Annotated in this window: 10 protein-coding genes; 6 read left to right on the forward strand and 4 right to left on the reverse strand. The window is 41.5% G+C overall.

What is annotated here, in order from left to right:
- Nucleotides 1–158: 158 nt before the first annotated feature.
- Nucleotides 159–893, reverse strand: a complete 735-nt coding sequence (locus ABZA00_RS13730) for a class I SAM-dependent methyltransferase (RefSeq protein WP_372882726.1) — start codon at nucleotides 891–893, stop codon at nucleotides 159–161.
- Nucleotides 894–934: 41 nt separating this feature from the next.
- On the opposite strand from ABZA00_RS13730, the gene gloB reads away from it, so the two are divergent.
- The gene (gene gloB / locus ABZA00_RS13735) at nucleotides 935–1,702 is read left to right on the forward strand and encodes a hydroxyacylglutathione hydrolase (protein WP_372882727.1); all 768 of its coding nucleotides are present in this window, start codon (nucleotides 935–937) and stop codon (nucleotides 1,700–1,702) included.
- Nucleotides 1,703–1,768: 66 nt separating this feature from the next.
- Nucleotides 1,769–3,340: a LysM peptidoglycan-binding domain-containing protein gene (locus ABZA00_RS13740; protein ID WP_372882728.1), complete on the forward strand. Its 1,572-nt coding sequence runs from the start codon at nucleotides 1,769–1,771 to the stop codon at nucleotides 3,338–3,340.
- A 60-nt stretch (nucleotides 3,341–3,400) separates the two neighbouring features.
- Here the strand turns inward: ABZA00_RS13740 and ABZA00_RS13745 are convergent, their stop codons facing one another.
- Both ABZA00_RS13745 and mutH read right to left on the reverse strand, forming a co-directional pair.
- Complete coding sequence (locus tag ABZA00_RS13745; RefSeq protein WP_372882729.1) at nucleotides 3,401–3,730, reverse strand: hypothetical protein; 330 nt, start codon at nucleotides 3,728–3,730, stop codon at nucleotides 3,401–3,403.
- A 74-nt stretch (nucleotides 3,731–3,804) separates the two neighbouring features.
- On the reverse strand, nucleotides 3,805–4,482 hold the full coding sequence (gene mutH, locus ABZA00_RS13750) for a DNA mismatch repair endonuclease MutH (protein WP_372882730.1): 678 nt from the start codon (nucleotides 4,480–4,482) through the stop codon (nucleotides 3,805–3,807).
- 597 nt (nucleotides 4,483–5,079) lie between these two features.
- Here mutH and rppH point away from each other — a divergent pair.
- The gene (rppH, locus tag ABZA00_RS13755) at nucleotides 5,080–5,625 is read left to right on the forward strand and encodes an RNA pyrophosphohydrolase (protein ID WP_372882735.1); all 546 of its coding nucleotides are present in this window, start codon (nucleotides 5,080–5,082) and stop codon (nucleotides 5,623–5,625) included.
- A 29-nt stretch (nucleotides 5,626–5,654) separates the two neighbouring features.
- Nucleotides 5,655–7,922 carry a phosphoenolpyruvate--protein phosphotransferase gene (gene ptsP / locus ABZA00_RS13760; protein ID WP_372882731.1) on the forward strand — a complete coding sequence of 756 codons (2,268 nt, stop codon included), beginning with the start codon at nucleotides 5,655–5,657 and terminating at the stop codon, nucleotides 7,920–7,922.
- A gap of 578 nt (nucleotides 7,923–8,500) precedes the next feature.
- On the opposite strand, the gene ABZA00_RS13765 is transcribed toward ptsP, so the two are convergent.
- Nucleotides 8,501–9,229: a winged helix-turn-helix domain-containing protein gene (locus ABZA00_RS13765; RefSeq protein WP_372882732.1), complete on the reverse strand. Its 729-nt coding sequence runs from the start codon at nucleotides 9,227–9,229 to the stop codon at nucleotides 8,501–8,503.
- Between the two features lie 651 nt (nucleotides 9,230–9,880).
- On the opposite strand from ABZA00_RS13765, the gene ABZA00_RS13770 reads away from it, so the two are divergent.
- Complete coding sequence (locus ABZA00_RS13770; protein ID WP_372882733.1) at nucleotides 9,881–11,302, forward strand: DASS family sodium-coupled anion symporter; 1,422 nt, start codon at nucleotides 9,881–9,883, stop codon at nucleotides 11,300–11,302.
- A gap of 86 nt (nucleotides 11,303–11,388) precedes the next feature.
- Complete coding sequence (locus tag ABZA00_RS13775; protein ID WP_372882734.1) at nucleotides 11,389–11,676, forward strand: nitrogen fixation protein NifW; 288 nt, start codon at nucleotides 11,389–11,391, stop codon at nucleotides 11,674–11,676.
- Nucleotides 11,677–11,813: the final 137 nt, after the last annotated feature.

Here is an 11,813-nt window from a genome sequence, read left to right on the forward strand (position 1 = left end):
ACCAATTGGATTAATTAAATGATCTGTTTAGGCGTCAGAAAAATAAATGAAAGCGAGGCATTGATTGCAGTAACTAGTTGTTCTAATTGCAAAATCAATAACGAAGCTAGCATTTATTTTAACAAGCATAAATGATCAGATAATTAATCTGATTGGTATTACTTGTTCTTTTTGGAATAATGATTTCTTGTTGCAGCAGGTTGCGAGGGGATTATTTTTCTTTTTAGTTGAAAAGGGGATTTAATCCGCGTCATAGGGATGCAGGTTTTTTTAGCAATAATAAAATAAACGCTACAGAAACAAGGCAGGTAGCGTTGCCCGAGATCTTCAATAAATAATGAGCTGGTGCTGTTTAAATTGGGCGATAGAAAATCAAAATGCTGTTTCTGCTGAATTTCAAAACCTAATAAATGCAGCCAGTCTATTACCCTTGTCGGGAGAAATAGGCGGGCCTTTTTGGGGTTTTTGGGATGAATGAGTGTATTTATTCCGAACAAGCTGACCGGGTTGTAACCGCTGATGATTAGCTTGCCATCGAGTGTCAAAACACGATCTATTTCGCGTAATAATTGGTGAGGATCACTTGAAAAGTCTAATTCATGGGCAAGAATACACAGATCTATCGTCGAATCCTGCAGTGGTAAATGATTTAAATCAGCCAGCAGATTAAGGTCACTGCCATTGTTTGCACAGTTTATTTGGTGAGATATAGTTGAATTTGAGGTGTTTATCTGACAACTTAGCTGCCCTAATTTCAACAGATGGTAACCAAAACAGCGCGGCAGATAATCATCAATACGCTGTTGCGTTTGTTGAAGCAGTACCTCTCCATTGGGCAATTGTCGCCAATGCTCAAGAGGGGGGGAAATCCGAGACGTTTTAGCAGCTTTCATACGTCAAGTCACTCCAGGTTAAATTAAGTAGGGATTATCTCATGGTAAATGTAATCACGATTAAAGCATTTCAAGATAACTATATTTGGCTTATCAAAGATAGTCAAAGCCAACATTGTATCATTGTCGATCCGGGTGATGCCGCGCCGGTTTTGCTGCTAGTTGAAAATGAACAATTAATTATTGATGCAATATTATTAACTCACCACCATGCAGATCATACCGGTGGTGTGCAGACATTAATTGCGCAGGATGAAAACATCTTAATATACAGTAAAAATAAAATGTTTCAGAGCAGTCAATTGGTAGCTGAAGGAGATACTATAAGCTTTTTTGACGGTCGCTTTTCGCTGCAGGTAATGGAGGTGCCCGGTCATACCCTGGACCATGTTGCTTTTTATAATAAGCAGTTGTTATTTTGCGGGGACAGCCTTTTTTCCGGGGGATGCGGGCGTGTATTCGAAGGCAGTTTTGGGCAAATGTTTTCCGCCTTGTCGCGTCTGGCTGATTTGGATGATAAGACAAAAGTCTATTGTGCTCACGAATATACGCAAAACAACCTTATTTTTGCACACCATATCGAGCCTAAAAATGTGGCTTTGTTAAATTATATACAGCAGGTTAGTAAAAAACGGCAGCAGGGATTGCCCACTATTCCGTCAACTGTCGGTCTGGAAAAAGCGATTAATCCCTTCCTGCGCTGTGATCAACAAACCGTTATCAATAATCTGCAGGCGCATCTGGGGGAAGAGATTCGCGATCCGCTCAGTTGTTTCGCAGCGTTACGTAATTATAAAAATGATTTTTAATTTACACGGGTATTTACTGAAAATTAAGCTAGAATGGCGGGATTATTTTTTGCGGGTGGTATTTTAATGAAATTTTTTCTCTCATTTTTTATTTTGCTTTTTGTTGCGGCCTGTACAACTAACGGTAATTTAACATCGTCTGAGCAAGCATCTGTTGCTGTCAAAAAGCCTCAAAAAAGCATCTTAATTGATGTCGAGAAAGAACAGGAGGTGCCCGATCTAAGTGACCTGCAATCCGATCCCGGCAGTTATGAAAACCTGTGGTTAAAGTTGGCAGAAGGGTTTGAATTTTCCGTACCGGACAATACCCGCATTGCTAAACAACGGGAGTCTCTATTGAAGCGGCCAAATTACCTGGCAAAAGTTTCAAAACGTGCCGAGCCGTTTTTATATCTGATTATTGAGCAGCTTGAAGCAAGAAACCTGCCGCTTGATTTAGCCCTGTTGCCCGTTGTCGAAAGTGCTTTTGACCCCTTCGCTTATTCTCACAGTAGTGCCTCCGGATTATGGCAGTTTATGCCGGGGACGGCAGATAGATTTGGTTTAAAACAGGACTGGTGGTATGACGGTCGCCGCGATGTGTATGCATCAACTGAGGCCGCTTTAAAGTATATGGAAATACTGCATCAATATTTGGATCAGGACTGGTTATATGCGCTGGCTGCCTACAATTCCGGCGAAGGGCGGGTGGAAAGGGCGGTACGCCTTAATAAAAAACAAAATAAACCGGCAGACTACTGGCATTTATCGCTACCCAGAGAGACTCAGGAGTATGTGCCTAAGCTGCTGGCCTTAGTGGATATTTTACGTAACCATGAAAAATACGGTATTGAATTGCCGGTAATAGAAAACCGGCAGGTACTTGCTTACGTTGATACGGAATCTCAGCTGGATCTTGCTTATGCGGCAGAATTAGCCGAATTATCTGTTGCTGAAATGCAGTTATTAAATCCCGCATTTAATAACTGGGCAACCTCTCCCGATGGCCCGCATAAATTACTTATACCAACAGAAACAGCCGAACAGTTCAGTCAGCAGCTGGCTAAACTGGAAGAGAATAAACGTGTACGCTGGTCCCGATATACTGTTCAGGCCGGCGACAGCTTAGGTCTCATCGCCGAGAAAAATAAGACGACGGTAAATGTGTTAAAACAGGTGAATGACCTTGACAGCTCACTGATAAAAATTGGCCGGCCGTTATTAATTCCGGTTGCCAGTAAATCTCAGCAGGATCATCTGTACAGTCAGGCACAACGATTTGAACGTCAGAAAACGACCGCTAACAAAGGAAAAAGCAAAGCTATCTACACTGTGGTTGAAGGTGATACGTTGTGGGATATTAGTCGTAACTTTAATGTAACGGTTAAGGAGATCAGTAAATGGAATACTCTGAACACTAAAAATACATTACGCTTAGGACAGAAATTAACGGTCTGGCACACTAAATCAAACTCCGATAACAATACCAGACGTCTTACTTATAAGGTTCGTGCGGGGGATTCACTGATTAAAATTGCGTCAAAATTTAAAGTGAAAACAGCGGATTTGGTACGCTGGAATGGTCTGCATAAAGAAAAATATATTCAGCCGGGACAACAATTACAAGTTTATGTCAAGGCTGCAAACTATCCTGCTTAATGCTATACAACTATAAAAAAACCGCCTTTCAGCGGTTTTTTATAGTTTGTCCAAGGAAAATTACAGCGCTATCTGCAATAGTGCGTTTTTGCCACCATTATTCATGCCGTTATCAACAAGGGCATCTGCATCTGCTGGTAATATAGTGAACTCATTACCTTCATCTGCAGTGGCAATGTAGATAAACTGGAAGCTATCATGATCTGCCGTGGGAATGTTTTCAGTCACTTTAAACTTGCCATTTTTGAATTTTTTAAGTTCAATCGCATTCCAATTGTTGTGCTCGGAAAGCAAAACAATGCTTTTAGCGCCTAAAGCTTCTTCCTTTTCTATTTCGAATGTAACTTTTACCTGAGGCTTACTTTTTAAATATTGTTTCTTTATTGGCATATTTAACTCCTTTAAATTTACCTTCAATTTACTGCAAAAACAGATTAAATTCTAGACAGATTATATTGTGTTATTTATTTGAGATCAAACTCTTGCTCAATAATTGACTGGGTGAACGCTTTTTTCAAATAAAAACCGCGCGGGCGCACCTTGATAAGTTGTCCTTCGGTTCCGAAAGCATCGGTTAAACATCTACCGTTCGCTGCTTTGGGTCTTAGCTGCATAACCTGCCCGTCGCGGGCTGTAATTGATTCAATTTTCCCCAACGCAATTTTTTCCATTATTTCATTCCAGTCCGATTTTAACAGCTTTGTTTGTCGCGCATCAGCAGACCACAAAAAGCTGTTACCGACAATGCGCTCGGCAAGGGGGACAGAGCGCTCACCCTGCACCGGTACCCATAACACTTTGCTGAGCTTATTACGCACATTGCAGTTCTCCCAGGTCAGTTGGCTGGTATTCAATATCGGTGCACTGCAGACAAAGGTGGTTTCCAGTACCTTTCCAGTTTGCTCAATAGGAATTGTTTTTAGTTCAATACCAAGGTGTTTAAAGTCTTGCTCCGGTTTGCTGCCGGCCGTGGCGCCTAAATGCCATTCTATCAGCTGCCCGACCCAGCCCTTATTGGTGCGTAAATCTTTAGCCATCGGCAGGTTGGCCATTTCGGCAAGTTCTGCCAGACAGTAGCCGGCGATTGCTTCACATCGGCTGAGCAGCTCGGCGGTTGAGCGGGGGGGCGTATTGGGTGCCATTATATTCTCCCCTTGCTTATTCAGGGTTATTCATGTTTTACCATATTCATTACACAGAGTTATCCACTTTTATAGTGGATAACTGAATATTAACACGCAAATCGCTTAAAAAATAAAGTCATCACATCAAATCGACTTTTATTAACCGATCAATGTCCAATATTTAAGCTGAAAAGTGTACGAATATTGGAAATGTCTGTTTTTTAAACTAGCAAAATATACACATCCAGTTGTGAATTAATACTACTGGATCTAAATACAGAGACTAATTTCATAGTCAATCATGATTTGTGTAACCGTATGTTATTTATAGATTAATTAATGTGCCACGAAGATTCTTTCGGATCTTTTAAGATAAAAAAAAGATCTGTTGGTATAATGGAAGTTTATTATACACAAAGTTATGCACAGTTTTCGTGGATATGTAACAACATAATTTATCTATTAGGAATTTACCTTGGCAGATAACCGACAATTTTCAGTTTAACGAATTGATGGAAAAGATAATCTGTGAAAGAATGCACTATTACTTAAATTTCTATTCATTATTTAAAAAACATCTAAATAATGGATCATAACTTTATAAAAGGCGCTTTAGTGATTGATACTGACGGTTACCGTCCAAATGTAGGTATCATCATCTGTAATAAGAATGCACAGGTTCTATGGGCTAAACGATTTGGACAGCATTCATGGCAATTTCCTCAAGGGGGGATTAAAGATGGGGAAACGCCTGAACAAGCTATGTATCGGGAGTTGTACGAAGAAGTTGGTTTAAAACCTGAGCACGTTAAATTATTAGCAACCAGCCGTAATTGGTTACGTTATAAATTACCCAAACGGCTGGTACGTTGGGATTCTCCGAATCCGGTCTGCATCGGGCAAAAACAACGCTGGTTTTTATTACAATTGATTTCAGACGATAGGCAAATTGAATTTGAGGCGTGCGGTAATCCTGAGTTTGATGCCTGGAGATGGGTAAGCTATTGGTACCCCGTTCGCCAGGTGGTCTCTTTTAAGTGTGAAGTTTACCGTCATGCACTGAAAGAGTTTTCTGCAGTTGCTTTTTCTTTAATGAAAAACAGCTCTGAAAAGAAAAGGAACAAACGCCCTCGTAGAGCATCATTTTACAAAAATAGATAAGACAGCTTTTTCTTAGGAAGGAAGGTTACATGTTAAGTCAGTTGCGCGACATTGTAGAGCAGGTTGGAAATGCGAAAAATTTAACCGACGCAATGGATATACTGGTGAAACAGACTAAATTGACCATGCAGGTCGATTGCTGCTCTATCTATATTACTGACGATGTTAACTCACAACTTAATTTAATTGCCAGTGAGGGGCTTGCAAGTGAGGTTGTTGGGCTGTCTCATCTTAAGTTTGGCGAAGGTATTATAGGCTTAATCCATGCTAAGGAAGAGCCTTTAAACATCGCCAAAATATCCGAACACCCCAATTATAAATATCTGCCGACCAGCGGCGAAGAATTTTTTAATTCGTTGTTGGGTACGCCTATCATCCACCGCCGAAAAATCATTGGCGTGTTAGCAGTACAGCAAAAAACACCGCGCTTATTCAGTGAGTTAGAAGAGTCCTTTCTGGTCACGCTAGCGATGCATCTGGCCAGCGTACTGCTGCAGCCATTTAGCTTAGATGCGAAAAAATTAAATCAGCCCAGCGCATCAATTCACCTGCAGGGTAGCCCGGCGAGTGGCGGTATAGCGATAGCAGATGCTTATGTGGTTCGTCCGGTATTGACCTTAGCGGAAGTTAATGTAGAACAAAGCCATTCGCCCAGTAAAGATCTGCTGCTCTTTGAGATGATTGTTACTAAGTGTGCGGATGAGTTTTCTAATCTGGCATTAACACTGAAAGAAAAAGTATCTAAAGACGCTTTTTCCCTGTTTAATATTTACTCGCATATCTTAAAAGATAAAACCTTTTTAAATGCCATTCGCGAGCAAATTAATGAAATGCATCTAAGTGCCGCCAGTGCGATTAAAGTGGTTGCAGAGTCTTACATTAAACAGTTCGATGCGATGAGTGATCCTTATTTAAAAGAGCGCTCTTCAGACATCCGCGATGTTGCACAACGGTTGTTATACCATCTGACCCAACAGGTTGATGATGATCTGAATTTACCCGATAAACTGATTCTGGTGGCTAAAGAGGTGACCCTGTCTATGCTGGCCAGTATTCCCAGTGAGAAATTGCAGGGTATCGTTTCAGTGCAGGGTGGGGTCAGTTCACATGTAGCTATTTTAGCACGCGCCCTCGGTATTCCCGCTGTGATGGGAGTAGAGTTTTCTTTAGATAATATTCATCAGAAAAGTTTAATTATCGATGGTTTTGCAGGCCTTGCAATTCTGCTTCCCGAGCCGGCATTGGTAATCCATTATGAATCTGTACTTGCTGAAGAGAATGCATTAAAAAAACTGGTTGACTCAGACCAGAGAGAGAAAGCGGTTACCACTGACGGACACCCGATTGCTATTCTGCTGAACACCGGCTTAAATGCTAACCAGCATACAACGATATCGGGTCATTTCGAGGGAATAGGTTTATACCGCAGCGAGTTACCTTTTATGCTGACCGATTCTTTTCCTACCGAACAGGAGCAATTTCAGGCATACCAGTTGCTACTGGATCAGTATGCAGATATACCTGTCACTATGCGCACCCTGGATATTGGCGGGGACAAGCAGCTAAGCTATTTCCCCATCCTGGAGGATAATCCTTTTCTTGGCTGGCGGGGGATTCGTTTAACTCTGGATCATCCGGAAATATTTTTAGTGCAGATCCGCTCTATGTTAAAGGCGGGTATAAAGCACCAGAACTTACGCATCATGCTGCCGATGATCACCTCTATTGAAGAGGTGGATGAAGCCAAACGATTGATCACACAAGCATGGAATGAAATTAAGTTTGAATTAGGCTATAGCCCGGAAGCTTTCCCGATGCCTGCAATCGGAGTGATGATTGAAGTGCCCGCAGCTATTTTTATGATTCCGGCTCTGGCAGAAACAATCGATTTTGTGTCCATTGGCAGCAATGACTTGATCCAATATTTATTAGCTGTGGATAGAAATAACAGTCGGGTGGCCTCTCTTTTTGATAGTTACCATCCGGCAGTTTTACAAGCCCTGAAAATAATTATTGATAACTGTCATCGTTATGATTTAGAAGTGAGTATTTGCGGTGAACTTGCTGGTGATGCGATTGGGGCGTTAATTTTGCTCGGTTTGGGTTATAACAAACTGAGTATGAATTCCTATAATATAGGCCGGATAAAGTATTTGATTAATGCCCTACCGCGTTTTGAATTGGAAGAATGTGTCGAGCAGGCATTACAGGCAAAAAATGGTAAAGATATCCGCACCATTTTTACCGATTATCTGGAACAAAAGGGGCTGGGTGGATTTATTCGTGCCGGTAAATAGTAGTAATACCAATCTAAGTAAATATCTAATCCATCTTGCTGATTAAAATTAACGATAACTGCGTTGTTTTCAATCCCAATAGCCTGCTATCACTCAATCAAACGCCTTGTTCTCATTAATTTTCGCTGCGCAATATTAGATCATTTACTTACTTAAGTTGGTATATACCCATGATACTTCAAGATGCAAAGTCAGCAAGGCAAATTGTGCCGAGATGCCAGACATAAAATTGAAGTCTAGTTATTCTACAGAGAGATTTTATAACAAAGCAGATTGGTGCAATTTCCCTTGCCCTACGGGGCGCGAGCTCGAAAACCAGTGCTGCGTTGCACCAATCGAAAAGGGAGTAACCATTACCTCATGTTGCGCCTTGCTCTGATTTCCAAGTTCGTGCCTGACAAAGCATTTTGAAGTAACATGGGTATACAAGGCTGATCTTATGTCTTGCAGTCATTCTACATAAGCAGGCAAAGTATCAAAATATGCTCCATACAAATTTGTTAATCTGTATCTGCTCAGAATAGGTATAGGGGGGTCTTTTAAAGCAATATTATGATGAAAATTCTATTCATATTGCTTCACCAGGCATCCTTGACAAATAAATACCCTTGTCGCCAGATGGTTTTTATCCGCTTCGGTTCTGATGGATCAATTTCAAGTTTTTTGCGCAACCGTGATATGGTAATATCGATAGAGCGATCCAGACCGTCGTAATCAATACCTCGTAAAGCAGAAAATATTTCTTCTCGAACAAGTATCTTGCCGGCATTGGCTGCCAGAAAACAAAGTAGTTCGAATTCAGTGGTGGTCAATTCAATTGGTTCATTATCCATAAAAGCAACATGGGAGGAACGACAGATTCTCAATTCGCCGAAATGGATAGTCTGTTCAGGCTGATGAAGGGGGATTTCGTTGGAATTATTCGAGCTAATATTGTTTTCCACCCGGCGCAGTAAGGCTCGGATACGTGCCAACAGTACCCGAGGTTGTATTGGTTTTTTTACGAAATCATCAGCCCCAAGTTCAAGGCCGACGACCTGTTCCATATCATCCTCACGAGCGGTCAGAATCAGGATGGGGCCATGATATTTAGATCTGACGGCCCGGCAAACTGCATGACCGTCTTGTCCCGGGAGCATAAGGTCAAGAATAAGCAGATCGGGGTTTTCTGTGAGAATTCGCTCGGGTGCTGTGTCTCCCCGTGCTTCAATCAAGACTTCAAAACCTTGCAATTCCAGATAGTCTCGAGTCAAACGTGCAAGTCTGTGATCATCTTCAACCAGAAGTATCCGTAGTCTCTCTTTCATAGCCCTCTTCCTAACCCCTGTAAAAACATTATGATGGTAAAGTTCAGCTGTTGACATTACCGGGTAAATTTTGCAAAAACTGCCCTCGGATAATAATCTGTAAGCACCATCTTCCAGTGAAAGATTCTACAACAAAATAAAACAATTCCACAGCAGGCAGGCTGTACTGTTCCCATTAATTTTAAACAAACTACACCTGGTTGAAAGCTTTATTATTTGGGTATTGCAAATTTTGCTTAGCAGATACCTATTAAGCCCACTGATTTCAATCAGTAACACATTTACAGAGAACTTAACAAGGTGGTTTGTGCCACTACACCTCAGTTGGTAACAATTTCCACGCTTACTATTCGCGAATCCGAGCAATCTTATAAGCGAGTGCAAATGTCAGGGCAATATCATCCTACTTACACCCATGATACTTCAATTTTATGTCTAGGGTCTAAAAACAATTTGGCTTACTGATTTTGCACCTTGAAGTAACATGGGTATATAAACTACCGCATCAAATCCAAGCTCCCCCCTAGTAAGAGTGATCTGTTCAGCCTTTTTTAAGGCCGGGCCGGGTTAATTGCAGCTTTTATGATCGGTAGCACTTTCTTTAATTCCTGGTATTGCAAAATGGAATTTCTGCTGCGAAAGGAATTTGCCATGATAAAAAACCATTTAAAGTATATTCTGCCTGTTATCCTACCTGTTCTCATTCTTTTTTTACCTGTAACCAGCTTTCCCATTGAGGGATTAACTCAGGTTGAGCAGCGCGTTATAGCGATCTTTGTTATGGCGGCATTATGCTGGGTGTTAGAGCCTATTCCTATCTATGCCACGTCAGTCTTAATTATTGTTTTTGAATTGTTGCTGATTTCTGATCATGGTTTGTGGTTTACAACCAACGAACACCCGGAAATCCAAGGACAATTACTCACCCAGGATACCATTATGGCCACCTTTGCCTCGCCTATTATTATGCTGTTTCTAGGCGGATTTTTTTTAGCGATGGCGGCAACTAAATATCGCTTAGATGTAAACCTGGCCCGGGTGTTATTACATCCTTTTGGTCAGCGTCCAAAGAATGTGATGCTTGGCATTATGCTTATTACTGCTGTTTTTTCCATGTTTATGAGCAATACAGCCACAACCGCTATGATGTTATCCATTTTGGTGCCGGTTTTGGCCTTATTTGATAAAGAAGACTGCGCAAGGGTCGCCTTTGCTTTGTCGGTTCCTGTTGCCGCTAATATCGGCGGTATTGCCACCCCGATCGGTACGCCTCCGAATGCCGTTGCATTAAAATATTTAGTGGATGAATACAGTATCAGCTTTTCTGAATGGATGGCGATAGGCGTACCGTTTGTAGCCATTATGCTGCTGATCGCCTGGGCATTATTAAATCATCTTTTTCCGGCAACGAGACAAACGGTACAACTTGATATTGAAGGTAAATTTTTAAAAACACCAAAAGCGATATTAGTTTACGCCACATTTATATTGACCATTTTATTATGGCTGCTGGGTGGAATTCACGGCATGAGCTCTTATGTTATCGCGATGATCCCCGTCGCGGTATTCTCGACATTTAAAATTATCACTAAGGATGATTTAAGAAATATTTCATGGGATGTTTTATGGTTGGTTTCAGGTGGTATAGCGTTGGGCGTCGCACTGGATGAATCCGGTTTGGCAGAGCATGTGGTGTCAACAATTCCCTTCGGTACTTTTCATCCGTTGTTACTGATTATCGGCGCTTCTTTTCTGTGCTTATTAATGGCAAATTTTATGTCCAATACAGCCACCGCCAACCTGATATTACCCTTAGTCGCAGCCTTAGGTGCGTCCATGCAATCCTTACTGCCTTTTGGGGGACAGGTGGTACTAATTCTTGCGGTAACCTTTTCTGCATCTTTAGGCATGTCACTTCCAGTCAGTACCCCGCCAAACGCATTAGCCTATGCCTCAGGCGAAATTAAGAGTACACAAATGCTTAAAGTAGGGGTAATAATTGGCATTATAGGTTTAGCCGTCACCTTTACCATGCTGCTTTTATTGAATAAACTAGGCTTAGTGGGAATCTGAAAAATATGACATACTTATGCCCATGATACTGCAAGATGCAAAGTCAGCAAACCGTTAAACAGGTAAATATTGCACAGGGCTAATTTGTGAAAAATCCGAACATTGAAAATAAATTGCAAGACAAATTAAGCAGTTTCTCAACCCTTGAAGAAGCCTTCTTATATTTTGAAATCGGATTCGATAGCAATTTTATCGAGCAATACCGCAAAGAACTATTAAAACGTTTCACGGGTAATTTAATACAAAGCCGTGCGGACAACTGGTTCTCCGGCCGGCGAGCCTTAAAAAAAGCTTATTGCAAAATTCAGCGGGCACGCCTGGATAAATCGACCCGCTCAGCCTGCCGCGGCTGTACCAGTTGCGAACGGCGCTAGGGTCTTATATGGACTCCCGCCGTATGTCAAAAAGAAATTACAAACAAAGTTAGATGCTGGCTTATATACGGGCTCAAGTTGAGGAGCTACCTCTGGCCTCTCATATGTTTTCGCACCTTCATGACTTTTCTGTTGAG

Origin of the sequence: Psychromonas sp. (genome assembly GCF_041586535.1) — a bacterium.
GTDB lineage: Bacteria > Pseudomonadota > Gammaproteobacteria > Enterobacterales > Psychromonadaceae > Psychromonas.

What these genes read in the sequence shown, in the direction of transcription:
- ABZA00_RS13730 (WP_372882726.1), bottom strand. Translation starts at nt 893, where the DNA reads ATGAAAGCTGCTAAAACGTCTCGGATTTCCCCCCCTCTTGAGCATTGG.
- gloB (WP_372882727.1), top strand. Translation starts at nt 935, where the DNA reads ATGGTAAATGTAATCACGATTAAAGCATTTCAAGATAACTATATTTGG.
- ABZA00_RS13740 (WP_372882728.1), top strand. Translation starts at nt 1,769, where the DNA reads ATGAAATTTTTTCTCTCATTTTTTATTTTGCTTTTTGTTGCGGCCTGT.
- ABZA00_RS13745 (WP_372882729.1), bottom strand. Translation starts at nt 3,730, where the DNA reads ATGCCAATAAAGAAACAATATTTAAAAAGTAAGCCTCAGGTAAAAGTT.
- mutH (WP_372882730.1), bottom strand. Translation starts at nt 4,482, where the DNA reads ATGGCACCCAATACGCCCCCCCGCTCAACCGCCGAGCTGCTCAGCCGA.
- ptsP (WP_372882731.1), top strand. Translation starts at nt 5,655, where the DNA reads ATGTTAAGTCAGTTGCGCGACATTGTAGAGCAGGTTGGAAATGCGAAA.
- ABZA00_RS13765 (WP_372882732.1), bottom strand. Translation starts at nt 9,229, where the DNA reads ATGAAAGAGAGACTACGGATACTTCTGGTTGAAGATGATCACAGACTT.
- ABZA00_RS13770 (WP_372882733.1), top strand. Translation starts at nt 9,881, where the DNA reads ATGATAAAAAACCATTTAAAGTATATTCTGCCTGTTATCCTACCTGTT.